Annotated in this window: 25 protein-coding genes; 8 read left to right on the top strand and 17 right to left on the bottom strand. The window is 61.0% G+C overall.

From position 1 onward, the window contains the following. Positions 1–2: 2 nt before the first annotated feature. Positions 3–1,682 (bottom strand): NAD+ synthase, encoded by a 1,680-nt coding sequence (locus ATY78_RS04540; RefSeq protein ID WP_088681152.1) that lies wholly within the window; start codon positions 1,680–1,682, stop codon positions 3–5. 208 nt (positions 1,683–1,890) lie between these two features. After that, positions 1,891–2,451, bottom strand: coding sequence for a DUF4231 domain-containing protein (locus ATY78_RS04535; RefSeq protein WP_088681151.1), 561 nt, complete (start codon positions 2,449–2,451; stop codon positions 1,891–1,893). 219 nt (positions 2,452–2,670) lie between these two features. Here ATY78_RS04535 and ATY78_RS04530 point away from each other — a divergent pair, with 219 nt between their 5' ends. After that, positions 2,671–3,201, top strand: coding sequence for a DUF1003 domain-containing protein (locus tag ATY78_RS04530; protein WP_088681150.1), 531 nt, complete (start codon positions 2,671–2,673; stop codon positions 3,199–3,201). Positions 3,202–3,218: 17 nt separating this feature from the next. Here ATY78_RS04530 and ATY78_RS04525 read toward each other — a convergent pair whose 3' ends face one another. After that, positions 3,219–3,620, bottom strand: a complete 402-nt coding sequence (locus ATY78_RS04525; protein WP_088681149.1) for a GFA family protein — start codon at positions 3,618–3,620, stop codon at positions 3,219–3,221. A gap of 308 nt (positions 3,621–3,928) precedes the next feature. Here ATY78_RS04525 and ATY78_RS04520 point away from each other — a divergent pair, with 308 nt between their 5' ends. Next, a complete protein-coding gene (locus tag ATY78_RS04520; RefSeq protein ID WP_088681148.1) occupies positions 3,929–5,767 on the top strand; it encodes an ABC transporter ATP-binding protein in 1,839 nt (612 codons plus the stop codon). Positions 5,768–5,984: 217 nt separating this feature from the next. On the opposite strand, the gene ATY78_RS04515 is transcribed toward ATY78_RS04520, so the two are convergent. Next, complete coding sequence (locus ATY78_RS04515) at positions 5,985–7,358, bottom strand: 3-deoxy-7-phosphoheptulonate synthase class II (protein ID WP_088681220.1); 1,374 nt, start codon at positions 7,356–7,358, stop codon at positions 5,985–5,987. Between the two features lie 219 nt (positions 7,359–7,577). Between ATY78_RS04515 and ATY78_RS04510 the strand changes: the two genes are divergently transcribed. Next, on the top strand, positions 7,578–8,867 hold the full coding sequence (locus ATY78_RS04510) for a vWA domain-containing protein (RefSeq protein ID WP_088681147.1): 1,290 nt from the start codon (positions 7,578–7,580) through the stop codon (positions 8,865–8,867). Between the two features lie 6 nt (positions 8,868–8,873). On the opposite strand, the gene gor is transcribed toward ATY78_RS04510, so the two are convergent. Then, positions 8,874–10,259 (bottom strand): glutathione-disulfide reductase, encoded by a 1,386-nt coding sequence (gene gor, locus ATY78_RS04505; RefSeq protein ID WP_088681146.1) that lies wholly within the window; start codon positions 10,257–10,259, stop codon positions 8,874–8,876. A 178-nt stretch (positions 10,260–10,437) separates the two neighbouring features. On the opposite strand from gor, the gene ATY78_RS04500 reads away from it, so the two are divergent. Beyond that, on the top strand, positions 10,438–10,656 hold the full coding sequence (locus ATY78_RS04500) for a hypothetical protein (protein ID WP_088681219.1): 219 nt from the start codon (positions 10,438–10,440) through the stop codon (positions 10,654–10,656). 42 nt (positions 10,657–10,698) lie between these two features. On the opposite strand, the gene ATY78_RS04495 is transcribed toward ATY78_RS04500, so the two are convergent. From ATY78_RS04495 to rpiA, 3 genes are all read right to left on the bottom strand, one after another. After that, the gene (locus ATY78_RS04495; protein ID WP_088681145.1) at positions 10,699–10,983 is read right to left on the bottom strand and encodes an acylphosphatase; all 285 of its coding nucleotides are present in this window, start codon (positions 10,981–10,983) and stop codon (positions 10,699–10,701) included. Positions 10,984–11,075: 92 nt separating this feature from the next. Beyond that, entirely contained in the window at positions 11,076–11,633 is a 558-nt protein-coding gene (locus ATY78_RS04490; RefSeq protein ID WP_088681144.1) for a DUF2059 domain-containing protein, read from the bottom strand. Between the two features lie 15 nt (positions 11,634–11,648). Further along, positions 11,649–12,347, bottom strand: coding sequence for a ribose-5-phosphate isomerase RpiA (rpiA, locus tag ATY78_RS04485; RefSeq protein WP_088681143.1), 699 nt, complete (start codon positions 12,345–12,347; stop codon positions 11,649–11,651). Between the two features lie 238 nt (positions 12,348–12,585). On the opposite strand from rpiA, the gene ATY78_RS04480 reads away from it, so the two are divergent. After that, complete coding sequence (locus ATY78_RS04480) at positions 12,586–13,290, top strand: HAD family hydrolase (RefSeq protein ID WP_088681142.1); 705 nt, start codon at positions 12,586–12,588, stop codon at positions 13,288–13,290. Positions 13,291–13,595: 305 nt separating this feature from the next. Here the strand turns inward: ATY78_RS04480 and ATY78_RS04475 are convergent, their stop codons facing one another. Then, complete coding sequence (locus ATY78_RS04475; protein WP_088681141.1) at positions 13,596–15,506, bottom strand: murein L,D-transpeptidase; 1,911 nt, start codon at positions 15,504–15,506, stop codon at positions 13,596–13,598. 93 nt (positions 15,507–15,599) lie between these two features. Continuing rightward, on the bottom strand, positions 15,600–15,929 hold the full coding sequence (locus tag ATY78_RS28120) for a hypothetical protein (protein ID WP_141105622.1): 330 nt from the start codon (positions 15,927–15,929) through the stop codon (positions 15,600–15,602). On the opposite strand from ATY78_RS28120, the gene fumC reads away from it, so the two are divergent. Further along, positions 15,928–17,319, top strand: a complete 1,392-nt coding sequence (gene fumC, locus ATY78_RS04470; RefSeq protein WP_088681140.1) for a class II fumarate hydratase — start codon at positions 15,928–15,930, stop codon at positions 17,317–17,319. The genes ATY78_RS28120 and fumC overlap by 2 nt on opposite strands. A gap of 72 nt (positions 17,320–17,391) precedes the next feature. Here fumC and ATY78_RS04465 read toward each other — a convergent pair whose 3' ends face one another. The 4 genes from ATY78_RS04465 to ATY78_RS04450 form a co-directional block, all read right to left on the bottom strand. Continuing rightward, a complete protein-coding gene (locus tag ATY78_RS04465) occupies positions 17,392–18,003 on the bottom strand; it encodes an ATP-dependent Clp protease proteolytic subunit (RefSeq protein WP_088681139.1) in 612 nt (203 codons plus the stop codon). A 44-nt stretch (positions 18,004–18,047) separates the two neighbouring features. After that, a complete protein-coding gene (locus tag ATY78_RS04460) occupies positions 18,048–18,407 on the bottom strand; it encodes an SRPBCC domain-containing protein (RefSeq protein WP_088681138.1) in 360 nt (119 codons plus the stop codon). Then, a complete protein-coding gene (locus tag ATY78_RS04455) occupies positions 18,404–18,718 on the bottom strand; it encodes a metalloregulator ArsR/SmtB family transcription factor (RefSeq protein ID WP_088681137.1) in 315 nt (104 codons plus the stop codon). Before ATY78_RS04455 ends, ATY78_RS04460 begins: the two co-directional genes overlap by 4 nt. A gap of 116 nt (positions 18,719–18,834) precedes the next feature. Beyond that, on the bottom strand, positions 18,835–19,662 hold the full coding sequence (locus ATY78_RS04450; RefSeq protein ID WP_088681136.1) for a VCBS domain-containing protein: 828 nt from the start codon (positions 19,660–19,662) through the stop codon (positions 18,835–18,837). Positions 19,663–19,919: 257 nt separating this feature from the next. On the opposite strand from ATY78_RS04450, the gene ATY78_RS04445 reads away from it, so the two are divergent. Continuing rightward, positions 19,920–21,527 (top strand): fumarate hydratase, encoded by a 1,608-nt coding sequence (locus tag ATY78_RS04445; RefSeq protein ID WP_088681135.1) that lies wholly within the window; start codon positions 19,920–19,922, stop codon positions 21,525–21,527. Between the two features lie 284 nt (positions 21,528–21,811). Here ATY78_RS04445 and ATY78_RS28450 read toward each other — a convergent pair whose 3' ends face one another. Next, entirely contained in the window at positions 21,812–21,976 is a 165-nt protein-coding gene (locus tag ATY78_RS28450; protein WP_190237387.1) for a hypothetical protein, read from the bottom strand. Between the two features lie 349 nt (positions 21,977–22,325). On the opposite strand from ATY78_RS28450, the gene ATY78_RS04440 reads away from it, so the two are divergent. Next, the gene (locus tag ATY78_RS04440) at positions 22,326–23,393 is read left to right on the top strand and encodes a GGDEF domain-containing protein (protein ID WP_088681134.1); all 1,068 of its coding nucleotides are present in this window, start codon (positions 22,326–22,328) and stop codon (positions 23,391–23,393) included. Positions 23,394–23,446: 53 nt separating this feature from the next. Here ATY78_RS04440 and ATY78_RS04435 read toward each other — a convergent pair whose 3' ends face one another. Further along, positions 23,447–24,058, bottom strand: coding sequence for a pyridoxamine 5'-phosphate oxidase family protein (locus tag ATY78_RS04435; RefSeq protein ID WP_088681133.1), 612 nt, complete (start codon positions 24,056–24,058; stop codon positions 23,447–23,449). Between the two features lie 36 nt (positions 24,059–24,094). Next, positions 24,095–25,069, bottom strand: a complete 975-nt coding sequence (locus ATY78_RS04430; RefSeq protein WP_088681132.1) for an alpha/beta fold hydrolase — start codon at positions 25,067–25,069, stop codon at positions 24,095–24,097. Between the last annotated feature and the right edge of the window lie 19 nt (positions 25,070–25,088).

Below are 25,088 nucleotides of genomic sequence, written 5' to 3'. Positions count from 1 at the left end.
CGTCAGCGATCCCGGAACCGGTTGGTGATGGGATAGCGCCGATCGCGACCGAAATTCTTCTTGGTGATCTTCACGCCCGGCGCCGACTGCCGGCGCTTGTATTCGGCGAGATAGAGCAGATGCTCGACCCGGTGAACCGTCGCCACGTCATGACCGCGCGCGACGATCTCCTCGACCGCCATCTCCTTTTCGACGAGGCATTCAAGGATATCGTCGAGCACGGGATAAGGCGGCAGAGAATCCTGGTCCTTCTGGTCGGGACGCAGCTCCGCGGACGGCGCCTTGTCGATGATATTCTGCGGGATCACTTCGCCTGAAGGACCAAGCGCAGTCGGCGGCACGTTTTCGTTGCGCCAGCGGGCCAGCGCATAGACCTGCATCTTGTAGAGGTCCTTGATCGGGTTGAAGCCGCCGTTCATGTCACCATAGAGCGTGGCGTAGCCGACCGACATTTCCGATTTGTTGCCCGTCGTCACCACCATGGCGCCGAATTTGTTGGAGATCGCCATCAGGATGACGCCGCGCGCCCGGCTCTGCAGGTTCTCCTCGGTGATGCCGCTGTCCGTCCCCTCGAAGAGATCGGCAAGCGCGCTGCTGAATCCCGTCACCGGCTCCTCGATCGGTACGATATCGTAGCGGCAGCCGAGCGCCTTGGCGCAATCGGCCGCATCCTTCAGCGAATCCTCGGAGGTGTAGCGGTAGGGCAGCATGACGGTGCGCACCCGCTCCTCGCCCAGCGCATCGACGGCAATTGCCGCGCAGATCGCCGAGTCGATACCGCCGGAAAGGCCGAGGACCACGGTCTTAAAGCCGTTCTTGTTGACGTAATCGCGAAAGCCGAGCAGGCAGGCGCGGTAATCGGCCTCTTCGCTTTCGGGGATATGCGCCATCGGCCCTTCGGCGCAGTGCCAGCCGGCGTCACCGCGCTTCCACGTCGTTACCGCCAGAGTGGTTTCGAACTGGCTCATCTGGAAGGCCAGCGATTTGTCGGCATTGAATGCGAAGCTCGCCCCGTCGAAGACGAGCTCGTCCTGGCCGCCGAGCTGAGCGGCATAGATCAGCGGCAGGCCGGTCTCGATCACCTGCTTCAGCACCACCTGATGACGGATATCGACCTTGCCGCGATAATAGGGCGAACCGTTCGGCGACAGCAGGATCTCGGCCCCGCTTTCGGCCAGCGTCTCGCAGACGCCGAGCTCCCCCCAGATATCCTCGCAGATCGGAATGCCGAGCCTGATGCCGCGGAAATTCACCGGCCCAGGCATCGCACCCTGGTCGAAGACGCGCTTCTCGTCGAATTCGCCGTAGTTCGGCAGATCGACCTTGTCGCGCACCGCGATCACCTTGCCGCCGTCGAGCACCGCAACGGAATTGTAACGCCCGCTCTCGTCCTGCCTGGGAAAGCCGATGATGACGCCCGGCCCGCCATCGGCGGTATCGGCAGCAAGGCTTTCGACCGCCTTCCAGCAGGCGCGGATAAAGGCCGGTTTCAGCACCAGATCCTCAGGCGGATAGCCCGAAATGAAGAGTTCCGTCAGGATCAGCAGATCGGCGCCTTCCCGAGCCGCATCGGCGCGCGCCTCGCGGGCTTTGACGAGATTGCCGGCGACATCGCCGACCGTCGGATTGAACTGGCCGACGGCGATGCGGAGGATATCAGAGAGAGCGTTTTCCTGTGTCATGTCATTTATTTAGCTCGCAGCTTCCGCAACGGCAACATGTTCGCTCCGAAAGCGGCGCCCGGCAGTGACGAATTTTTTGTGACCGGATTACTTCAGCGCACCGGAGAAAGAGCTAAGCGATTTCACGCAAGAATCTCAATGCACCGATCTTGGACGATGACAGCGAAGGTCGCCTCCGCCCGTCACGAAATTGTAGCCGCTGCATTGCCTAATTCTTTGGCTTTCCGCCCTTGCCGGGCCGATCTTTCTCTGGTGAAGGCTCATTTTCCGGCTTGTCCAGGTCTTTGAAAAAGACCGCGGTTTCTTTATCGAGAACGTCGTTGATCAGCTGTTGATAGTGGAAGATATTTTCCCGCCAGTCGTCGGAACCGACAGGCTTTCCTATCTGCCTCAATCTGTATTGGTCGCGTAGTCGCCTGATTTTGGTTGCCGCCGAATAATTGGCGATCCACCGCCGATCAAACCGGCCGATGCGGCGTATTCCTTCAAGGATTGCCGCTAACGCGGCCATTCCGGTTGCAATCGTAGTTAGCAATGCAGGCGGGCCCAAAAAGCTGTCTGTTTTGCCGGCCTCAGCGATGACGACGGGCGTAAGCACACCGAATATCATAACTGCGATAGACAAATTGGTCTGAGCAAGTCTGCACAGCTTTACTTCGCCACCGTAGTAACGCAAGTCATTCTCGATCCGAGAAAACATCTTGCGCTCTTGCTTAAGCCATCTCTCCTCATTGGATAGCGCGGCGTTTTCGGTCCCTATCACATCCATTGTCGTATCCCCCCATCACCCCATATTCAACCTATCATAGAATAACACGACTGAAAATAGATCCAATATTCGCATAACTCTTGAAGGTTTAGTTCCTGAGCCAGCCATCCGCCGTGGTCCGAGTTTTAGGCCGAACTCCGGGGGCACCCATACGCCGCATTGCAATTTGCCGCCGGAGCGGAATACTGCGCCGAAAGCGACAGCACCGGAAACACGGCCATGAATACTCTTTCGAACTTCGTCCACCATCATTTCGACAAGCCGGCCGACGAGCTCGGCGCCATCGAAAAGCGCGTGTTGGCGAAAGCGCACGAACGCAAGATCATCTCCACCGACGTCAACGCCGCCTTCTCCGCCGAAGCCTCGTTCGGCCAGCGCGTCGCCGACGGCATCGCCCGCGTCGGCGGCTCCTGGTCCTTCATCATCGCCTTCCTGGTTTTCCTCGTCGCCTGGACGCTGATCAACACGGCGATCCTCATGAGCGAAGCCTTCGACCCCTATCCATTCGTCTTCCTGAACCTGATCCTGTCGATGCTCGCCGCCATCCAGGCGCCGATCATCATGATGTCGCAGAACCGCCAGGCCGAGCGCGACCGCTTCGAGGCCGCCAAGGATTACGAAGTCAACCTCAAGGCCGAACTCGAAGTGCTCTCGCTGCATCAGAAGATCGACGTGAGCGTGCTGACCGAACTGACGGCGCTGCGCGAAGACGTCGCCCGTCTCACCGCCGCGCTCGCGACCAAGACCTGACGCGAGGCATCCTCACATCAACCAGGCGGATACTTGTCATATTGCGGCAGGCCGTCTGATATCTCGTAGAAATCGCCCTTGTCGGCGCAGTAGATATGGTGGCTGAAGGCAAGGCCGCTCGGTTCGTCGAAAGTGCCCGCCATCACCGAGACTTCCGAGCGTCCGTCACCCTGCCAGAACAATGCCGAGCCGCAATTCGAGCAAAAGCCGCGCTGCGCCTCTTCGCTGGACCGATACCAGCGGATGGCCTCTGCGCCCTCGATCGAAAGAGAGGCGCGCGGCACGTTGACCGCGGCGTAATAAAACCCCGTCTGCCGGCGGCATTGCGAACAGTGGCAGCCGACGACAGGTCCGGGTTTCCCCCGAATTGAAAATCGCACGGCCCCGCAAAGACACCCGCCTGTATGTTGTTCGCTCATTCTCGCTCTCTCCTCGCTCATGAAGAAAGTTGCTGCCACCGAGCCTCGCCGTCAAATCCATTCCCCTGAACGAGCGATCAGAAATCTTGAAGGTGCAGGCTCAAAATCGGCACTCGCCCAAGCGTGGCTGACGACCGCTCGCTGTTGCCCATCGACAACACCGGCCTATCTCCAATCGTCACCGCGTTGAACCGAATGCCGTTCTCGGTGATACTATAGGCTCGATTTATTCAACCGCCGGGAGACTGACATGAGAGCGACCCTGTCCAGACAGAAAGGAAACATCGCCCACAAGGACATTCTGCTTCATGCACACTCCGTTCTCCCGCGCGAGGAAAAGCTCGCGACGCCATAACCTCTTTCTGAACTTCTTCCGCGACGATTGGAACGCCGCCGACCGCGAGCGGCGCCGGTCGCGCATGCGCAAGTTCATCTCCTATTATCGTCCGCATCTGCCTTTGCTGGTGGCGGATCTCGTTTGCGCCATCCTCGTCGCCGGCACCGCCGTGGCGTTGCCGCTCTGCGCCAACATCGTCACGAGCCGGCTTCTCGCTCTGCCGGACGCCCCGCAGGCCTTCGCCCAGATCCTTGCCATGGGCGGTGTGATGCTGGCCGTTCTGGCGGTGCAGATAGCGGCGATCTTCTTCGTCGATTATCGCGGCCACGTCATGGGCGCCCGCATCGAGGCGACGGTGCGGCAGGAACTCTTCGAGCATTACCAGAAGCTCTCCTTCAGCTTCTACGACCGCCAGCGCACCGGGCAGTTGATGAGCCGCATCACCAATGACTCGCTCTGGCTGGGCGAGCTCTTTCACCACGGCCCCGAGGATCTCTCCATCGCCGTTCTGAAATATGGCGGGGCCATGCTGGTCTTGTTCTTTATCGACCCGCTGCTGGCGACCCTCATCCTGCTGCTCACGCCGCTGGCGGTGGTCTATGCCCTCTATTTCAACCGGCGCATGAACCGCGCGCTCGAAGCCAGCAAGCGGCAGATCGCCGCCGTCAACGAGCGTGTCGAAGATGCGCTCGCCGGCATCCGTGTCGTCCAGTCCTTCGCCAACGAGGCACTGGAACGGCAGCGCTTCGCCGCGCAGAACCAGCGTTTTCTGCAAAGTCGCGCCGAAGGCTACCGCAGCGAGGCGTGGTTTTCGGTCGGCACCGAAACCTTCGCCCAGCTCGTCACCATATTGGTGATCATCGCAGGAGGCTTGCGCATCCTGGCCGCGGAACTGACCGTCCCGGATATGCTGACCTTTCTGCTCTGCGTCGGCGTGCTGGTCGATCCCGTGCAGCGGCTCGCGAATTTCGTGCGCCTCTGGCAGGAGGGTTATACCGGCTTCGTCAGGGCCATGGAAATTCTGGAGATCGATCCCGATATCACCGATCGGCCGGACGCCCGTCCGATGCCGGCGCCGAGAGGCGAGATCAGTTTTTCCGACGTCGCCTTCGGTTACGAAGCCGATGGCCCGCGGGTGCTGGAGCGGCTTTCCCTCACCATCGCCCCTGGGGAGTTCGTTGCTCTCGTCGGTCCCTCAGGGGTCGGCAAGAGCACGCTCTGCGCGCTGATCCCGCGCTTCTACGATGTCGAGGCCGGTGCGATCCGTATCGACGGCACCGATGTAAGAGACGTCACGCTGGCTTCGCTCCGGCGCCGTGTCGGGGTGGTGCAGCAGGATGTCTATCTCTTTGCCGGCACCGTGGCGGAAAACCTGCGCTACGGCAGGCCGGACGCCAGCGATGCCGAGTTGGAAACGGCCGCCCGCGCCGCCAATGCGCACGACTTCATCATGGCCCTGCCCAATGGCTATGACACCGATATCGGCCAGCGCGGCGTCAAACTCTCCGGCGGCCAGCGCCAGCGCATCACCATCGCCCGCGCCTTCCTGAAAGATCCGGAAATCCTGATCTTCGACGAGGCGACCAGCGCGCTCGACAACGAGAGCGAACGGGCGGTGCAGCAGGCGCTGCTCAGTCTGGCCAACGGCCGCACCACCCTGGTCATCGCCCATCGCCTGTCGACCGTCCGCCATGCCGACCGCATCCTGGTCCTGACCGGCGATGGCATCGTCGAGCAGGGCACGCATGACGATCTGATGGCGCAAGGCGGAGTCTATGCCAGCCTGCACAGCGTTCAGGCCAGCATTTGAGTGCGTGATCGCCCCGCGAGCAACAAAAGAGCCTGGCATCGCGCCGGGCTGCTTACAAAGTCGGCCAACTCTTCTTTCGTCATGCTCGGGCTTGTCCCGAGTATCTACATCGGTGCAGCAGATCCTCGGCACAAGGCCGAGGATGACGATGAATACAAGAGGCTCACAACAAAAAGCCCGGGAAAACCGGGCTTTTCGTCATTCGTCTGGCTCAACCTCAGCCGTTGGCGACCATGCGCTTTTCGTCGCGGCCGCCTTTCATGCGCTCGGCAAGCAGGAAGGCGAGCTCGAGTGCCTGGTCGGAGTTGAGGCGAGGATCGCAATGGGTGTGGTAGCGGTCCTGCAGGTCGTCGGCGGTGACGGCGCGGGCGCCGCCGGTGCATTCCGTCACGTCCTTGCCGGTCATCTCGACATGGATGCCGCCCGGATGCGTGCCTTCGGCGCGGTGGATCTGGAAGAAGCTTTCGACTTCCGACAGGATCCGCTCGAAGGGACGGGTCTTGTAGTTGTTGAGCGTGATCGTGTTGCCATGCATCGGATCACAGGACCAGACGACCTTGCGGCCCTCGCGCTCGACGGCGCGAATGAGACGCGGCAGGTTTTCGGCGACCTTCTCATGGCCGAAGCGGCAGATCAGCGTCAGGCGCCCGGCTTCGTTCGCGGGGTTCAGGATGTCGATAAGTTGCAGCAGATCGTCGGCCTGCAGCGACGGGCCGCATTTCAGGCCGATCGGGTTCTTGATGCCGCGGCAATATTCGATATGAGCATGGTCGGCCTGGCGGGTGCGGTCGCCGATCCAGATCATGTGGCCGGATGTGGCATACCAGTCGCCCGAAGTGGAATCGACGCGGGTCAGCGCCTCCTCGTAGCCGAGCAGCAGCGCCTCATGGCTGGTGAAGAAATCGGTCTCTCGGAGCGCCGGCTGGTTTTCCGAAGTGATGCCGATCGCCTTCATGAAATCCATGGTTTCGCTGATGCGGTCGGCAAGCTTGCGGTAGCGCTCGCCCTGCGGGCTGTCCTTGACGAAGCCGAGCATCCACTGATGCACGTTTTCGAGATTGGCGTAACCGCCCATCGCAAAGGCGCGCAGAAGGTTCAGCGTCGCGGCCGACTGGCGGTAGGCCATGGCCTGGCGTTCCGGGTTCGGAATGCGCGACTCCTCGGTGAACTCGATGCCGTTGATGATGTCGCCGCGATAGGCCGGCAGCGTCACGTCGCCCTGCTTCTCGACATTCGACGAACGCGGCTTGGCGAACTGGCCGGCGATGCGGCCGACCTTGACGACCGGCAGCTGCGCGCCGAAGGTCAACACGACGGCCATCTGCAGGAAGGCGCGGAAGAAGTCACGGATATTGTCGGCGCCGTGTTCGGCAAAGCTCTCGGCGCAGTCGCCGCCCTGCAGCAGGAAGCCGTTGCCCTCGGCGACATTGGCGAGATGCTTCTTCAGGCGGCGCGCTTCGCCCGCAAAGACGAGCGGCGGATAGCTGGCAAGCTGGGCCTCCGTTGCCGCCAAAGCGGCCGCATCAGGATATTCGGGAACCTGCAGGATCGGTTTCTGCCGCCAGCTGCTCGGGGTCCAGTTCTCTGCCATCTCACTCACCTCAATCACATCCTCGGTCGGATGCCCTGTCTCGATATCCGGCGGCTTATAGACTTTTAGATCAAGCTTGCAAAGGCCAATCGGCCGAGCTTATCGGGCCTCGCCGCAGCCAGACGGTCCATCGTTAAATCTGCATATACCATGTCGATTTCCCCATATTTTAGACTTTGAATGTAGAAGCGGAAAGAGTTTCAATATCGGGGACATGGCATGGCGATCCTTCCGCCCGGTTTCATATCGGACCGCTCGGGCAATTTTGGCATCATGACTGCGCTGCTGATGGTGCCGCTTCTCGGCGCCGCAGGCATGGCGGTGGATTTCGCCCATGCGCTGAGCCTGAGAACGCAGCTCTACGCTGCCGCCGATGCGGCCGCAGTCGGTTCGATCGCTGAAAAATCCGGAGCGGTCGCCGCCGCGATGACGATGAGCGGCAATGGTACGATTTCGCTCGGCAAGACCGATGCCCGCAACATCTTCATGTCTCAGATGTCGGGTGAGCTGACCGACATTCAGGTCGATCTCGGCATCGACGTGACCAAAGCCGCCAACAAGCTGAACTCGCAGGTCGCCTTCACGGCGACCGTGCCGACCACTTTCATGCGCGTCCTCGGCCGGGATTCGATCACCATTTCGGGCACGGCGACAGCCGAATACCAGACCGCCTCCTTCATGGATTTCTATATCCTGCTCGACAACACACCGTCGATGGGCGTCGGCGCCACCGCGAACGACGTCGCCACGATGGAAAAGAATACCAGTGACAGCTGCGCCTTCGCCTGCCACGAAACTGAAAACAAAAACAACTACTACAATCTTGCCAAAAGGCTCGGCGTCAGCATGCGCATCGACGTCGTTCGCCAGGCAACCAAAGAGCTGACGTTGACCGCCACGTCCACACGCGTTTCGACCAATCAGTTCCGCATGGGCGTTTATACCTTTGGCACGAAGGCCGAAGACGCCAAGCTCACCACCATATCTGATCCGATCGACGACCTCGCCAAAGTAGCCGGCTATACCGACGCCGTCGACCTTATGACCATCCCGCGGCAGGGCTACAATAACGATCAGCAGACGAGCTTCGACAACGCGCTGACGCAGATGAAAGACATCATCACGACACCAGGCGATGGCAGCACGTCGTCGGCACCGCAGAAGATCCTGTTCTTCGTTTCGGACGGCGTCGGCGACAGCGAGAAACCGAAGGGCTGCACCAAGAAGCTCACCGGCAACCGCTGCCAGGAGCCGATCGATACCTCGTTCTGCCAGCCGCTAAAGGATAAGGGCGTCCGGATCGCGGTGCTCTATACGACCTATCTGCCCCTGCCGAAAAACAGCTGGTACAATACCTGGATCAAGCCCTTCCAGGGCGAGATCCCGACGAAGATGCAGGCATGCGCCTCGCCGGGCCTCTATTTCGAGGTGACGCCGACCGAAGGTATCGCCGATGCGATGAAGGCCCTCTTCCTAAAGGTCATCCGCGCGCCGCGTATTACGAGTTAAGGTTTTTCAGACGCGCTGCCCGTCGCGGATGCGATAGCTCGGCGCATACATGGTGACGAGTTCTTCGGCCGCTGACGGGTGCAGCGCCATCGTCCGGTCGAAATCATCCTTGGTGCAGCCGGCCTTCAGCGTGATGCCGAGCAGCTGCGCCATCTCGCCGGCATCATGGCCGAGGATATGGGCGCCCACCACCTTGCGGCTCGCCGCATCGACGATCAGCTTCATGATCATCCGCTCGGGCCGCCCGGAAAGCGTGGCCTTCAGCGGCCGGAACTGGGCGCGGTAGACTTCGAGCTCAGCGTAGCGCTTGCCCGCCTCCTCCTCCGAAAGGCCGACGGTGCCGATCTCCGGCTGCGAGAACACGGCGGTCGGAATCAGCTCGTAGTCCGGCCTCGTCGGATTGTTCTTGTATTCGGTCTCGATGAAGCACATCGCCTCGTGGATCGCCACCGGCGTCAGCTGTACCCGATTGGTGACATCGCCGAGCGCATAGATGTTCTCGACATTGGTGCGGGAATAATCGTCAACGATGATGGCGCCGCGCTCGTCGACGGCGACGCCGGCCGCTTCGAGGCCGAGGCCTTCCGTGTTCGGATCGCGCCCAAGCGCCAGCATGACGACGCCGGCCTGCAGCGTGCCGTTGTTCAGCGTCTCGGCAACGAGCCCGTCCTCGCTCTTCGAAACCTTCTGCAGCGTATCGTGGCAGAGAATGCGGATGCCCTTGGCGACCATCGCCTCGTGCAGCCCGCGCCTCAAATCCTCGTCGAAGCGCGACAGGATTTCGGCGCCGCGATAGATCAGCGTCGTCTCGACACCGAGGCCATGGAAGATATTGGCGAATTCGACGGCGATGTAACCGCCGCCGGCGATCACGATCGATTTCGGCAGTTCTTCGAGGTGAAAGGCCTCGTTGGAGGAGATGCAGAGCTCGTGGCCGGGAAGTGCCACATGCGGGTTCGGCCGTCCGCCGGTCGCGATCACGATCGTCTTTGCCGTCACCGTCTGCCCGGTTTTCATGAGCCGCACCGTATGAGCATCGACGAGTTCGGCGCGCGTTTCCAAAATCTCGGCATTGGCGCCGGCAAGGCCTTTCTTGTAGAGGCCTTCCAGCCTGGTGAGTTCGGCATCCTTGCCGGCCACCAGTTTCTTCCAGTCGAAGCTGCTTTCGCCGACCGTCCAGCCGAAGCCTGCCGCATCCTCGAAATGCTCGTGGAACTGCGAGGCATAGACGAAGAGCTTCTTCGGCACGCAGCCGCGGATGACGCAAGTGCCGCCGTAACGGTATTCCTCGGCGATCGCCACCTTCTTGCCGAGCGAGGCGGCGACGCGCGCGCCGCGCACGCCCCCGGAACCGCCGCCGATGACGAAGAGGTCGTAATCATAGGAAGACATGAGAAGCTCCGGAAGGGAATCGCAGGAAGAACGTTCCTGATATAGGAGCGTTCGCCATGAAAACAAAAGCCCGCTCCCGCATCATGCCGTTCTCTTTCGGCAAATCTTCATTGGCGGTTGACCCGGCCACATGAGACTGGCAGGCAATCGGCGGGATAAAAAAATGCCGGAGCAAACGATGGATCAGACACTCTTCGCCAACCTGTGCAGGGCCGGCAAGTTCAAGGAAGCGCTCAATCTCGCCATCCAGGGCCACGAGGGCGAGAAATACACGCCGAGCCGCTTCGCCATGGACAAGAAAACCGGGTTGCCGATCTTCTACCGCGGCAACAAGCGCGTCGAGCCGGATGAGACGGGCGAGTGGCAATTGGCGAAGAGCTCGAAGGATTGGGGCTGACTGTCCGGCGCGACCGCGACACCATCCTTGGCATTAAGGCCATCAGCCGGTGATACGGAAATCCGCCGGCGCCTTCTCGATCTCCACTGCTTCCGTCTCGACGCTTGAAACCAATGCCCCTGGAGGTCCTCGCTTCAAGCGCTCGATCATCGTCGAGATGGCGCTATCCGATCCAGCGATCAAGGCGGCGACAGATCCGTCCGCTTCGTTGCGCACCCAACCGGTCACGCCGAGCCGCAACGCCTCATCGCGCGTCCACATGCGAAACCCGACGCCTTGGACCCTGCCCGACAGGCGTATTCGCAGAGCCGTGTAATGATCGGACATGTCTGCCTCACCAAAGCCTCTCCGCACACTCCCGCATCATAACAAAAAAGCCCGGACGATGCCGGGCTTTCACAAATTCTGGCGGGCAGCCCTTACTGCTGGACGGCCGGAGCCGGGGCGGCCGGGCTGTCGGTTGCCGGCGGCGGCGCCTTGATGACCTTGGAAAGCTCGGCGTTGCTCTGCTTTTCCAGGTCGCGGGAAATGCCCTGTGCCCAGATGTCGGCGGCCTTCGCCGTCTCGCGCGAGGCGACCGGGCCGTCGCGCAGCAGCTTCTTGCCCACGTCGGAATTGTAGAAGTCGGCGATCGCCTTCAGCTCGTCGACCGTGAAGGTCTTGGCATAGGTGAGTGCTGCTTCCTTCTCGAGATCGCCGCGGCGCGGCGCCAGCGCCAGTGCCTGAGCATCGACCGTCGAGGAGATGATGTCCTGGTAGTTCGGCGAATCCTGAATCAGGCCGGCCTTCAGGCGCTCAGCCAGGCCCGGCAGGATGTTGTCGAACTGGGCCGTGGCGCCGATGGCGTCGATCGCGGCGCGCGAAGCCTTCAGCTGCTCCTCGGAGACTTCCTGCGCCTTGACGGCGGAGCCGAAGGCAAGCCCGGAAAGAACGATGGTCGCAGCGGCGAAACGGCCAAGACCTGCAATGTTCATCATGAGTGTATGCTCCTGTTATCTGTTTGCCTGCAGCGTGCGCGCACCCGCAGGACCGGCAATGATCGCAAGTGCCGCCATATTGATAAAGAGCCCGTGTTCGACGACGCCGGGTATGGAATTCAGCTCGCTCGAGAGCGCCTCTGCATCAGGAATGCGGCCAAAAGATGCATCGATGATGTGATGGCCGCCATCCGTGGTAAACTCTCCGTCACCGGACTGGCGCAGGCTGAGTTCGCCAGAAAGGCCGAGCCGGGCCGCAACTTTTTCGATTGCCATCCGTGTCGAGACGAGGCCGAACGGATTGACCTCGATCGGCAGCGCGAAAGCGCCGAGCGTGTCGACCAGCTTGCTCTCGTCGGCGATGACGATCATCCGCTCGGAAGCGGCTGCAACGATCTTTTCGCGCAGCAACGCGCCGCCACCGCCCTTGATCAGCCTCAGCGCCGCATCGACCTCATCAGCGCCGTCGATCGTCAGATCGAGCGCCGGCAGTTCGTCGAGCGATTTCAACGGCACGCCGAGTTCGACGCAGAGCCGCGCGGTTCTTTCGGACGTCGGAACGCCCTCGACCTTGAAGCCGCCCGCGACCTTCTCCGCCAGCAGCCGGACGAATTCTTCAGCCGTGCTGCCGGTGCCGATTCCGAGACGCATCCCGCTTTCGACATGGGCAAGTGCGGCCTCGGCGGCCTTGATCTTCATTTCGCGCGCATCCATGCGCCGCCAGCTCCCGATATTGCGTTGGATGTGCTGTTTACACGGCTCGCCAGGCAAACGAAAGTCAAAATCATCACGGAAAATGAAAAGCCGAAACAAATGCCTGCGGCCTTCCCGGCAATCCCCAGGCCGTTGCTTTCCGGCGCACGATCCCCTACCTCAGGAGCAATACCATTCGCTCCCGGGGACGACACAGTCGTCCGCTCGCAAGACGCCCATCGCTCAAAGAGGCAAACCCTTGACCCCTGCCCCCGCTCCGCTCGTCGTCTTCGATCTCGACGGCACCCTTCTCGACACCCATGCCGATCTCGTCGTAAGCCTGAACCATACGATCGCAGCCCTCGATCTCGAGCCGGTCAGCTATGACGACCTCACTCATCTCGTCGGCCAGGGCGCGCGGGTGATGATCGAGCGCGCGTGCCGGCTGCGCGGCCATCCGCTCGCCGCTGACGGCTTGCCGCCTCTGGTGGAACGCTTCGTCGCCCATTATGCCGGCAACATGCCCGGCCATACCGAACCCTATCCCGGCCTGGTCGCCGCAATGGACCGCCTGAAATCCGCCGGCTACCGCCTCGCCGTCTGCACCAACAAGATGGAGAGCCTCGCGCTCGGCCTGCTCGGCAAGCTCGGCCTCACCCACCATTTCGACGCCATCACCGGCGGCGACACCTTCGAATACCGCAAACCCGACGCCCGCCACCTCACCGGCACCATCGAGCGCGCCGGCGGCGATATCTCCCGAACCGTGATGATCGGCGACAGCATCAACGATATCGCCGTGGCAAAAAACGCCGCCGTGCCCTCGATCGCCGTGCCGTTCGGCTATTCGGACGTGCCGGTCTCGACCCTCGATCCGGATGTCATCATCACCCATTACGACGAACTGACGCCGGAACTGGTGGAAGGTTTGCTGAAGGGTTCTGCGGCGAAGGTTGCTGTCTGACGCTTGGCGATCGAGCCGATGTCTTCGCGATCGCGGCCCCCTCATCCGACCCTTCGGGCCACCTTCTCCCCGCTGGGGAGAAGAGGGAGCCAGCGGCACGGCCGCAACCGCATGAAACGCTTTGATCAGGAGCGAGGCGTCGCGGCAACATCCCTTCTACCCATCGGGGAGAAGGTGCCGGCAGGGCCGGATGAGGGGGCCACACGGCACGCCCTCTCCTCTTATTTCCCGCACGCAGACGTCTCAAAAACAAAACGGGCGGCCCAAAGACCGCCCGCCCATCAAACCCATCACAAAATCAGGCGTCAGATCTGTGCCCCACGCGCCTTGGTGGTCGCATCGAAAGCCTTGTCGACATAAGCGTCGCGGCCATACACATCGTCGAAATATTCCACCACGCCGTCCTTGTTCGGCCAGGCGGTGAAATAAGAAACGTAGACCGGAATCTTCTGCGGCACCTTCACCGCATGATTCTGGCCGCTGGCGATCTGCTTGGCGACGTCCTGAACGCTGGTGCCGAGGACGGCCGCCGCCATCGCGCGTGGGTCGGCAAGGCGCACGCAGCCGTGGCTGAGCGCCCGCATGTCACGCTTGAAGAAGCTCTTCGACGGCGTGTCGTGCATGTAGATCGCGTGGCTGTTCGGGAACAGGATCTTCAGTTCGCCGAGCGCATTGTCGCTGCTCGGCGGCTGGCGCACCGAGACGTTCTGCGTCGAGCCGTACCAGTCGACGCTGGACGAGGCGACGGCGTGGCCGTTCACTTCGACTTCATAGCCGAGCTGATCGAGATAGTTCGGGTCGGAGCGCAGCTTCGGCAGCATCTCGTTGATGATGATCGACTGCGGCACGCCCCAGAACGGGTTGAACTCCACCGTCTCGATCTCGTCGTCGAAGAAATAGGTCTGGTTGTTCTTGCCGCCGACCACCACGCGCATCGACAGCTGTTCCTTGCCGTCATTGTGATAGTAGGCCATGAAGGCCGGTTGGTTGATCATGACGTAACGGGAACCGAGGTCTTCCGGCAGCCAGCGCGCCTGCTCCATGGCGACGACGAGCTTGTCGATCTTCGACGCATTAGTGTCGCCGCCGATCATGGCGCGCACCGTCGCCTGGCCGATGACGCCGTCGGGCTTCAGGCCGCGCTCTTTCTGGAAATCCTCGACCAGCGCGACGATGTCGGGCGAATAGTCGCTGCTGCCGGCATAGGCGGCAAGCGTCGTCGCATGATCGGTCTTCAGCGTCTCGGAGCCGTGCTTTTGCAGCGCCTTGACGATATTGGCGACTTCAGGAGAGATGTCGCCGGGTCTCAGCAGCTTGTCGAGCGAAATGACGATCCGCTCCTCATTGCCATCGGTGGCGCGAAGCTTGGCAAGTTCCGCCTTCAGCGCCAGGAACTGCGGGCCGTCGGGCGAGCGGCTGGCGATGTAGGAACCGACATCGGGGCTCATGCGGGCAAGTTTCAGCACCGGCGTCAGATTGACCGCCTTGCGCTGAAAATCGTGATAGCCGGAAATCTTGTTCGGATCGATGCGGCCGCGCACCGTATCCTGCACGAAGGCCAGCACCTTGGCCGAGAGATCGAGTTCGAATTGCGTCAGCGCCCGGTCGCGGGCGGCGGGATCGGGATTGGCCGGATCGATCTCCGGTGCCTGAAGCGCGTAATCGGCCGGATCGAGGCCGACGGAGGATGCATCGGCAAGTGCCGCCATCGCCGACTTGGCGCGCTCATTGATCTGGTTGCCATCGATCCAGACGAGCGGATTGCGGTTGTCGCCATAATAGGCTTCGAGCGCCTTGGCGACGTCGGCATTGGCGCGGACCTTGGCCTGCGCCAGGAAACGGCGCTGCACCACCGGTTCGGCGCCGGAATCGCCGCCGGGCGAAACGTCGGCAACCGCGCCGGTGACGATCGGATCGGCGAACTTGCTGGTATCGACGAACTGCAGCGTCTCGGTCTTGTAGGTGTAATAACGCGGACCGCTCACCTTCGGCAGCGGCGCCTCCGGGTCAAGGCCGCCAAGCGATCCGCCATCGCTGCCACGCGGCGCCACGCGCCCGGGCGGCATCTGGTCCATGAAGATGGTGCTCTGGGTCCGCTGCTTGTCGCCGCGCAGCATATCCATCAGCGTATAGGCATGCGCGGGAGCGGCACTCATTACTGCCAGTCCGCAGGAAACTGCCAATGCGGATACCGCGCTTTTCAAAACGAACGTCATATATCTTCCAGTCCCGGTGTCATGCTGTTCTTGTCACGAGCACGAAGCTCAAGCTCAAATCCCGCGAAAACTCACGCAGCGTCGGTTCCTTCATCAGAAATCGGCCTTCGCCGCCAGCGCCGGCGGACTCAATTTCATGTGAGAAGAATCCTGCACGGCGCCGCGCAGCAGTTCACACAAAATTATGAAATTATTAGTTAATTTTTTACCGAATTTTCGCCGGCGGACCAGTGCGGCGAAAAGCTCCGGACGCATAAAATTTCCAACGTGGCCGAAAAAGCACGCCGTCCGGCGAGCGAAAACATGACTGCAATACTCAATATTTCGCGCGGCAACCGGTTTTCTTGTCCTGGTTTCCAACCTATAAGACCACATCTTTCGAAGATGCCAGAAAACAGCGTGTGACAGGAAGGCAAAAGTCATGACCGCAACCCGCACCGAAACCGATACTTTTGGCCCTATCGACGTCGCCGCCGACCGATATTGGGGCGCCCAGGCTGAGCGTTCGCTCGGCAATTTCAAGATCGGCTGGGAAAAGCAGCCGCTGTCGATCGTGCGTGCGCTCGGCATCGTCAAACAGGCAGCCGCCCGCGCCAACATGTCGCTCGGCCAGCTCGACCCGGCGCTGGGCAAAGCCATCGTCGATGCCGCCCAGGAAGTGATCGACGGCAAGCTCGACGACCATTTTCCGCTGGTCGTCTGGCAGACCGGTTCCGGCACGCAGTCGAACATGAACGCCAACGAAGTCATCTCCAATCGTGCCATAGAAATGCTCGGCGGCGTCATGGGTTCCAAGAAGCCGGTGCACCCGAACGATCACGTTAACATGAGCCAGTCGTCGAACGACACTTATCCCACGGCCATGCACATCGCCTGCGCCGAACGGATCGCCCATCACCTGCTGCCGGCGCTCAAGCATCTGCATGCCGCCCTCGACATGAAGGTCACCGAGTTCAGCCACATCATCAAGATCGGCCGCACGCACACGCAGGATGCGACGCCGCTGACGCTCGGCCAGGAATTTTCAGGCTATGCCGCCCAGGTCGGCTCATCAATCAAGCGCATCGAAATGACCCTGCCCGGCCTCTGCGAGCTCGCCCAGGGCGGAACCGCCGTCGGCACCGGCCTGAATGCGCCTGTCGGCTTTGCCGAGAAGGTCGCCGAAGAGATCGCTGGCATCACCGGCATGCCCTTCGTCAGCGCGCCGAACAAGTTCGAAGCGCTCGCCTCGCATGACAGCATGGTCTTTTCCCACGGCGCCATCAATGCGGCCGCTGCCGCCCTCTTCAAGATCGCCAACGACATCCGCCTGCTCGGCTCCGGCCCGCGCGCCGGCCTCGGCGAACTGGCGCTGCCGGAAAACGAACCCGGCTCCTCGATCATGCCCGGCAAGGTCAATCCGACCCAGTGCGAAGCACTGACGCAGGTTTGCATCCACATTTTCGGCAATCACGCCGCGCTGACCTTCGCCGACAGCCAGGGCCATTTCGAACTCAACGTCTATAATCCGATGATGGCCTATAATTTCCTGCAGTCGGTGCAGCTGCTCGCCGATGCCGCCGTCTCCTTCACCGACAATTGCGTCGTCGGCATCGAGGCCCGCGAGGACAACATCAAGGCCGGCCTCGAACGCTCGCTGATGCTGGTCACCGCTCTCGCCCCCAAGATCGGCTACGACGCCGCCGCCAAGATCGCCAAGACCGCCCACAAGAATGGCACGACGCTGAAGGAAGAGGCGCTGGCGAGCGGCCTAGTGACGTCGGAAGAGTATGACGCCATCGTGCGCCCGGAAACGATGATCGGGCCGAAGTAAGACACGCATCGCTGCGGCGCCCCTATGTGGCTGCTTACCCCTTGTGGGGAGGGCTTGGGGCGCCAGCAAGGCTTATAGGCTGCTCGTGTCCTCCCGAACCTTCAGAATACGGTCTATAAGACCCCATTCAAGCGCTTCCTCCGCCGTCATGAAGCGGTCGCGATCCATCCCACGCTCAAAGTCTTCGTAGGAACGTCCGCAATGCTCCGCGTAGAGCCGCGTCATGCGCTGCTTGGTCTTTAAAATTTCCTCGGCATGAATCAGCATGTCGGAAGCCTGCCCTTGAAAGCCGCCGGAGGGCTGGTGGATGAGGATACTGGCATTGGGCAATGCGGCTCTTTCGCCGGGTTCGCCTGCCATCAGCAGGAACGATCCCATCGAACGGGCCGTCCCCATGCAAAGTGTATGAACCGGCGCACGAATGAAGCGCATGGTATCGTACATGGCCAGACCGCTGGTCACGACACCGCCCGGCGAATTGATATAGAGGTTGATGGGCTTTGTGGGGTTTTCCGCTTCCAGAAACAGCAGTTGCGCGCAGACGAGCGCCGAAACGGTATCGTTCACCTCGCCATTGAGGAAGATGATCCGCTCGCGAAGAAGCCGGGAATAGATATCAAAGGATCGCTCCCCCCGGCTGGATTGTTCTATGACCATAGGGACGAGTTGCATCGCTTCGCGCATCGGCGACCTCCAGACTTCAGAATTTTAAGGGGAGGCTCGCCGTGTCAGGCGGCGAGCATGAGGGCGGGGCTGTTGCTGTTCGCCGGCACCCTTGCCCTTCCATCGAATCTTGCGTCCGTCAGTTCGTGGACGATCCGAAGGCAGGTGCCGCCAGTGGCATTCGGGGTGATCGTGAACGTCACGGTGCTTTCAAGGAAAGGCGGGGTATCGTCACGCAGCTTGTAGCGGACTTCCTGGCCGGGAGTGACGGTGATCGCATCGGGAACAGCCAATGCTTCCTTCGGCAGCCACCTTTCCCGAAGTTCGGGAATGGTGACGGCACGCCAGACCTTTTGCGGCGGATCGCCCAAGTCAAACTCCAACGCGACGCCGCTATCCCACTCCTTGGTCTTCCCTTCGTTCATTGATCCATATCCTTCAGCAAGACTTTGAGTGCTGTGATACGCTCCGGCCAATAGGCGCGGTATTTTGCGAGCCACTGGGCGATGAGAGCCAACCCATCGGGGTCGACTTCGTAATTCACGAAACGCCCCTGCCGTTCTTCCCTCACGAGCTTTGCGCTGCGCAGAACTGCGAGGTGTTGCGACATCGCCGGCTGGCTGATCTCCATGCCCTCGCGCAAGGCACTGGCGTTCATGCTCCCTGCCGCCAGCTTCTCAAAGATCGCACGGCGGGTCGGGTCTGCCAAAGCTCGGAAAAAGTCATTCTCGATCATGCGAACACATAAGCACACACTTATGCGATTCGCAAGCTATTTCGAGGGCAGCTTTCTGTTGCTGCGGAAATCCTGGGTTCGACGACTGACCTCAGCGCGGATGCGGCTGACCGAAATCAAACCAACAGCGATATATTGTCCATCACCACCGAATTGCCCATGAAGTCGAAACGGATTTCTTCGATGTCTTCGAGATTGACCTCGAGACTGGGGCCAATGACCTCGAGTTCCTGCTGATAGACAATCTGACCGTCGTTCAGGGCGGTGAGCGTCAGGTGAAAGGGCGATGCCGATAGTTCGGCGATCGAGACGCTCTGAAAGGTGAACTCCCCGCCATCGACCAATTTCAAGCTTACGGGCGCCGAACCTGGGGATAGAACGGTATCGCTGAAACCATCCTCGGTAATGGCGTCGACGCCCGGGATGGTATCATAGACGATGCCGTTCAGAAGCGTTACGTCGTGGCTGCCGTTCACCGAGAGCGCAAAGCCCCGATAATTGGGGAGAGAGAAATTATCCGCCCTCGATAAGACGCCCATATCGTCGAAATCCAGGACTTCGTGGTATTTTTCGTCTTCGTTGACGCCGTCGATCGCAAGCGTCAGCACGCCGAGGTCCGTACCTCCCGAGCCGTCGGACATCTTGTAACTCAGTTTTTCTATGAGCTGATCGTACTTCCCCAAATTCTTCACAACGTCGAGCGTGTAGTCCAGCTCATATGTGAAGTGACCGTCAGGTTTCACTTTGAAAGTTCCGTACTTGCCCTGAATGATCGTTTCGTGGTCAGGCCCATGTTTGGCGTCGATACGGACGCCATTAACGAAGCGAACATACATGTCCGCTCCCTCTGGATCGCTGGCAAGGCGCAGCAGATCGCCCCTGATCCAATCATGTTCGAAAAAAACGAGAAGGTCGTCGACAGCAGTTGGCTTTGCATTTGTCATTGGAAGCCCCGGCAGGTTAACGCTGCCGGGAATATGAACTGGCCTTGAACCAAAGGCAACCTGAAGTCGTCCCCATCGCGACAAATGTCGATTTCGCACATCTGTCACTCGCCTATTGCGTGTGACATGCCGCCTGCAAAATGTGACACATCATGGCCCCGACTGCAGACTCGGCCGCATCCCGATTGCATTTGCTTCGCAGCAGATTTAGACCGGTTCCAATCTAGCGACGCACGCCCAGCAGAAAGGTCACTTCGATGGCTGACGATCTCTTCCCCCTCGGCAAGGATGCCACCTCCTATCGCAAGATCAGCGGTGATTACGTCTCTGTCGACACCTTCAAGGGCCAGGAAATCCTGACCGTCGAGCCGGAAGGCATCCGTCTGCTTGCCGAAACCGCCTTTGCGGACATCAACCACCTGCTGCGCCCCGGCCATCTGAAGCAGCTCGCCTCGATCCTTGACGATCCCGAAGCGACCGATAACGACCGCTTCGTCGCCTACGATCTTCTGAAGAATGCCAATATCGCCGCCGGCGGCGTGCTGCCCATGTGCCAGGACACCGGCACTGCGATCATCATGGGCAAGAAGGGCCGCAGGGTCTGGACCGAGGGCGAGGATACGGCAGCGCTCTCCAAGGGCGTTCTCGACGCCTATGAGAAGAAGAACCTGCGCTATTCGCAGCTCGCGCCCATAAAAATGTTCGAGGAAAAGAACACCAAGAACAATCTGCCGGCGCAGATCGATATCTATGAGGAAGGCACCGACTCCTACGACTTCCTCTTCGTCGCCAAGGGCGGCGGCTCGGCCAACAAGACCTTCCTCTACCAGGGCACGCCCTCGCTTTTGACCCACGACCGGATGATCGATTTCCTTAAGGAGAAGATCCTGACGTTAGGGACGGCAGCCTGTCCCCCCTACCATCTGGCGATCGTCATCGGCGGCACCTCGGCCGAGATGAATCTGAAAACGGTCAAGCTCGCCTCGACGCGTTACCTCGACGAGCTGCCCACCGAAGGGTCCGAGAGCGGCCACGCCTTCCGCGACATCGAAATGGAAAAGGAAATTCACAAGCTGACGCAGCAGATGGGCGTCGGCGCCCAGTTCGGCGGCAAGTATTTCTGCCATGACGTCCGTGTCATCCGCCTGCCCCGCCACGGCGCTTCGCTGCCGATCGGCCTCGGCGTCTCCTGCTCCGCCGACCGCCAAGCCAAGGGCAAGATCACCCGCGACGGCATCTTCGTCGAGCAGCTCGAAACCGACCCGTCGAAATACATGCCCGAGATCGACGAGGCGAAACTGTCGGAATCGACCGTGCATATCGACCTCAACAAGCCGATGGCCGAAGTGCTCGCCGAACTCTCCAGGCATCCCGTCAAGACACGCCTTTCGCTGACCGGCACCATCATCGTCGCCCGCGACCTCGCCCATGCCAAGATTCGCGAACGGCTGGAAAAGGGCGAAGGCATGCCCGATTACCTGAAGAACCACCCGGTCTATTACGCCGGCCCCGCCAAGACGCCGGCCGGCTACGCTTCCGGTTCCTTCGGCCCGACGACGGCCGGCCGCATGGATAGTTACGTCGACCAGTTCCAGTCCTTCCGCGGCTCGATGGTGATGCTCGCCAAGGGCAACCGCTCGCGCGCCGTGCGCGAAGCTTGCAAGAAACATGGCGGTTTCTACCTCGGCTCGATCGGCGGCCCCGCCGCCCGCCTCGCCCAGGACTGCATCCGCAAAGTGGAAGTGTTCGAATATCCCGAGCTCGGCATGGAAGCGGTTTGGAAGATCGAAGTCGAAGACTTCCCCGCCTTCATCGTCATCGACGACAAGGGGAATGATTTCTTCCAGGAATTGAATTTGGGGTGATTGCCTGGTGTGGTCTTTGAAGGCAGATGAAGGGCAATCAACGGTTTGCCGTGCAGCCCCCTCATCCGACCCTTCGGGCCACCTTCTCCCCGCTGGGGAGAAGAGGGTGCAAGCCGCCGACCGTCGTTCCCTACCGTAAAGGTCTCAATGGGAGCGAGACGCTGCCACGAGTCCCTTCTCCCCTGCGGGGGTCCGTAGGACGGGCGAGACCCGTGGCTCGCCCCGGTCGATGCCGGCAGGCAGATGAGGGGGCCACACGGCACCCCCTTCCGATACCCGCACCATTACTGAATATCTGCAGCGCTCACCACCTCCCCATCATCCACTCTCGCCAGGATCTCCGTCCGGAATGCGCCGGCAAAGAGGCCGGTGTGCTCCAGCAGCAGAGCGCCGCCTGCGATGATGGTGAAAGCGAGGATGGCGAAAGAAATGGCACGGGACCTTTCCATGATCTCACGCCCCGGTTTTCTGGCAGCAGTCGGGTTTACCGCTGGAAATTATCATCCCGAAATATCCAGGCTGAAATAGGAGACGACCAAAACCGGATGTCGACAAGATGAATACGATCCCCAGCGAGAAAAAGAACTGTAAGTTTTTTATACACCGCTCCCGTACAACGGGTATGCACTGTCCCGTTCAAGATACGTTTTTCCATGGAAAATCATAGGCCTGCTTGAAGTATTGACCCGATGCGAAGTTGTCGTATGTAATCTTTGGTATATGTCGCTTTAATCTTTTCCCAAGAAATTTAAGCTAACAAATAAAATATTGCCTTCGAATATATGAGGAGTTCGCCGGATGAATACGGCTGTCGCGCCCAAGGTGCAGGTTCCCGATGTAGCGGGCCAGATCACCTATGCCATGCGTTCGATGGGCGTTGCGCCGATACCCCGCAATTACGAACTCTTCTACGAGGCCTATATCGGCTCCAATCCGGCGCTGACCCGCGAGCTCGCAGCTCTCGGCAGCCAGGCGACCCAGGCCGAACTAGACGCGCTCGGCGCGCAATATTTCACCAACAGCCCCGCCCGTGTCTTCGACGATGCCCATACGCGCATATCGGGCGAACTCGACGGCCTGCTGCGCATCCTGAGGCAGGAGCAAAGCTCGCTCGAAAGCTATACGAGGCTGCTCGGCGAGACCCATAAGCGCATCACCTCCAAGAGCAATGCCAGCGTCGAACTGATCGAAAGCGCCATAGAGCTTCTGAGCCAGGCGACCGGCGATACGATGGCGCACGGCGAGCGCACCGTCGAGGACGTCGTCCAGCGCTCGCAGGAGATGGACCAGGTCCGCAAGGAACTGGACGAATACAAGCGCATCGCCAACACCGACTCGCTGACGCGCCTTTCCAACCGCCGCGCCTTCGACGACCGCCTCTCCGCCGTCTTCAACAATCCCGGCATGCGGCCGGTGACGGCGCTTCTGCTCGCAGACATCGACAATTTCAAGAAGATCAACGACACATACGGCCATCCGGTCGGCGACAAGATCCTCGCCACCGTCGCCTCCGTCATCCGCAGCAATGTCCGGCGCGACGTCTTCGTCGCCCGTGCCGGCGGCGAGGAATTCGCGCTCATCATCGAGGGCAATACATCAGAGGAAGTGATGGCGATCGCCGAGCGCATCCGCCGCACGCTGGAAACAACGCCCTTCAAGAATTCCCGCACGCGGGTGAATTACGGCCCGGTCACCGTCTCGATCGGCGTCTGCATGGCCTCCAGCGCCGAGGATGCCGGCGAACTCTACAGCAAGACCGACATCGCGCTCTATGGCGCCAAGAATGCCGGGCGCAACTGCACCATTCTCTACGAGGACGGCATGCAGAAGGATTTCACCAAGAGCTGGCTGATCTACAAGGCCTGACGCCGCCAGGCCTCGCACGGCGTCGTATGCCGTCACCGCCAGGTGACGGCGGCTCACCACATCGTCTTCGCGGCCCGCCCTGGCCATTCCCGATCGTAGGTTTCCTGATCGAAATCGCCGACCGCCACCTTCAGCATCTGGCCCGGCGTCGGCAGCTTCGCCGGATCGGCAAAGTGCTCGGCATTCCAGAGCTCGGCCCGCATCACGGCGCGCGCGCATTGGAAATAGACCTCGTCGATCGAAATGACGATGACGGTGCGGGGATGTTTGCCGTCCATCTCGAAACTCGAAAGCAGCGCCTCGTCGTTCGAGACGACGCCGCGGCCGTTGATGCGCATCGTCGTATTCGAGCCGGGGATCAGGAACATCAGCGCAAGCCTCGGATCGCGCACGATGTTGGAGAGCGAATCGACCCGGTTGTTGCCGCGCCAGTCCGGCAGATGCAGCGTCTCGTCGTCGACGACGCGCACCACGCCGCCGAGATCGCCGCGCGGCGAACAATCGAGCCCTTCCGGCCCGACAGTCGCAAGCGCCGCGAACGGCGAGATCTCGATCATCTCGCGATAGAGCGGCGTCAGCCGCTTGGTCACCTTGTCGACAGAGGCCTGCGACAGGCCGGCGCCATAGATCGTATTGAGCTCTTCGATGCTGCTGATGATTTTCATGGGGCGTCCCGCCGCGGCTTGATATCGGGACGGACGCTACAATGCCGCGCGCCTCGCCGGAAGCTCAAAAAATGGAATGATCTCCGCATCTTTTTTGATGCTTTCGCCGGCTTCCTCGCCCGCGCCGCCTTCGAGAAAAGCCGCGATCGCGCCAAGCACGGGCGCCGCGCCGATGATGCGCCGGTGACCGAATCCGTTTGCCCAGAACAGCCGCACTCTATTTCCCGCCGCGCCGTAACGCCGGGCATGGGCCGCTGACACCTCTTTGTCGTCCTCGGCATGGATCACCAGAACCGGCCGGCCGATCGAGCCCGCCGTATTGCTCACATCGAAATCCCCGAGTCTCCGCCCAGTGACACGATGAACCTCATTCTCCAGCACGGCCTGGGCTACGGGGCGAAGGCCGACCATTCGGCCGAAATCGGTAAAGAGCCAGGCCATCTCGCTCGGCGCGCCGATCAGCACCAGTCGCTCGCCGGTAACAGGCGCCGAATCCGGGATCAGGCCCGCCGCCGAGACCATCAGCGCCGCGCCCCCGAAGGAATGGCCGATCGCCGCATCGAATACGCCGAAGCGCTCCCCTGCCGCCGCGATCGCCTCGACAGCAAGCCCCATATGCAGGAAGCGTCCGCCCGCGAGCCCATGGCCGGGAAAATCGAGCGCCACCACCTCGGCGCCCGTCGCCGCCAGCATCGAAACGAGATCGGCCATGTAGACGGCGCTCGAGCCCCAGCCATGCGTGACGAGATAGCGCTTACGCTCACCGATCGCTCCGCCGTTGAGGCGATAGGCATGGGCCTTGGCGCCGCCGGCAAGCCTGAGGACGAAGCGTTCGGCGCCGGCAAGCCGTGCCGCGCCCGCCGCATGCGCCGCCTTCGCTTTCTCGCCCTTCGGCCGCGGCGATGGTGTGCGGCAGAACAGCCGGAATGCCGCCCTGCCCGCCAGCCGCGGCGAAATCGCCTGCAGAACCCGGAATCCGAGACGGATGACCTCAAGCGCAAAATTTGCCATAGTGGGAATCCAAAAGACT

The sequence above is a fragment of the Rhizobium sp. R635 genome (genome assembly GCF_002211285.1).
Taxonomy (GTDB): domain Bacteria; phylum Pseudomonadota; class Alphaproteobacteria; order Rhizobiales; family Rhizobiaceae; genus Rhizobium.
This window is presented reverse-complemented; position numbering and strand designations above follow the sequence as displayed.

Coding starts and splice junctions, on each gene's coding strand:
- ATY78_RS04540 (WP_088681152.1), bottom strand. CDS start 1,682: ATGACACAGGAAAACGCTCTCTCTGATATCCTCCGCATCGCCGTCGGC.
- ATY78_RS04535 (WP_088681151.1), bottom strand. CDS start 2,451: ATGGATGTGATAGGGACCGAAAACGCCGCGCTATCCAATGAGGAGAGA.
- ATY78_RS04530 (WP_088681150.1), top strand. CDS start 2,671: ATGAATACTCTTTCGAACTTCGTCCACCATCATTTCGACAAGCCGGCC.
- ATY78_RS04525 (WP_088681149.1), bottom strand. CDS start 3,620: ATGAGCGAACAACATACAGGCGGGTGTCTTTGCGGGGCCGTGCGATTT.
- ATY78_RS04520 (WP_088681148.1), top strand. CDS start 3,929: ATGCACACTCCGTTCTCCCGCGCGAGGAAAAGCTCGCGACGCCATAAC.
- ATY78_RS04515 (WP_088681220.1), bottom strand. CDS start 7,358: ATGGCAGAGAACTGGACCCCGAGCAGCTGGCGGCAGAAACCGATCCTG.
- ATY78_RS04510 (WP_088681147.1), top strand. CDS start 7,578: ATGGCGATCCTTCCGCCCGGTTTCATATCGGACCGCTCGGGCAATTTT.
- gor (WP_088681146.1), bottom strand. CDS start 10,259: ATGTCTTCCTATGATTACGACCTCTTCGTCATCGGCGGCGGTTCCGGG.
- ATY78_RS04500 (WP_088681219.1), top strand. CDS start 10,438: ATGGATCAGACACTCTTCGCCAACCTGTGCAGGGCCGGCAAGTTCAAG.
- ATY78_RS04495 (WP_088681145.1), bottom strand. CDS start 10,983: ATGTCCGATCATTACACGGCTCTGCGAATACGCCTGTCGGGCAGGGTC.
- ATY78_RS04490 (WP_088681144.1), bottom strand. CDS start 11,633: ATGATGAACATTGCAGGTCTTGGCCGTTTCGCCGCTGCGACCATCGTT.
- rpiA (WP_088681143.1), bottom strand. CDS start 12,347: ATGGATGCGCGCGAAATGAAGATCAAGGCCGCCGAGGCCGCACTTGCC.
- ATY78_RS04475 (WP_088681141.1), bottom strand. CDS start 15,506: ATGACGTTCGTTTTGAAAAGCGCGGTATCCGCATTGGCAGTTTCCTGC.
- fumC (WP_088681140.1), top strand. CDS start 15,928: ATGACCGCAACCCGCACCGAAACCGATACTTTTGGCCCTATCGACGTC.
- ATY78_RS28120 (WP_141105622.1), bottom strand. CDS start 15,929: ATGACTTTTGCCTTCCTGTCACACGCTGTTTTCTGGCATCTTCGAAAG.
- ATY78_RS04465 (WP_088681139.1), bottom strand. CDS start 18,003: ATGCGCGAAGCGATGCAACTCGTCCCTATGGTCATAGAACAATCCAGC.
- ATY78_RS04460 (WP_088681138.1), bottom strand. CDS start 18,407: ATGAACGAAGGGAAGACCAAGGAGTGGGATAGCGGCGTCGCGTTGGAG.
- ATY78_RS04455 (WP_088681137.1), bottom strand. CDS start 18,718: ATGATCGAGAATGACTTTTTCCGAGCTTTGGCAGACCCGACCCGCCGT.
- ATY78_RS04450 (WP_088681136.1), bottom strand. CDS start 19,662: ATGACAAATGCAAAGCCAACTGCTGTCGACGACCTTCTCGTTTTTTTC.
- ATY78_RS04445 (WP_088681135.1), top strand. CDS start 19,920: ATGGCTGACGATCTCTTCCCCCTCGGCAAGGATGCCACCTCCTATCGC.
- ATY78_RS28450 (WP_190237387.1), bottom strand. CDS start 21,976: ATGGAAAGGTCCCGTGCCATTTCTTTCGCCATCCTCGCTTTCACCATC.
- ATY78_RS04440 (WP_088681134.1), top strand. CDS start 22,326: ATGAATACGGCTGTCGCGCCCAAGGTGCAGGTTCCCGATGTAGCGGGC.
- ATY78_RS04435 (WP_088681133.1), bottom strand. CDS start 24,058: ATGAAAATCATCAGCAGCATCGAAGAGCTCAATACGATCTATGGCGCC.
- ATY78_RS04430 (WP_088681132.1), bottom strand. CDS start 25,069: ATGGCAAATTTTGCGCTTGAGGTCATCCGTCTCGGATTCCGGGTTCTG.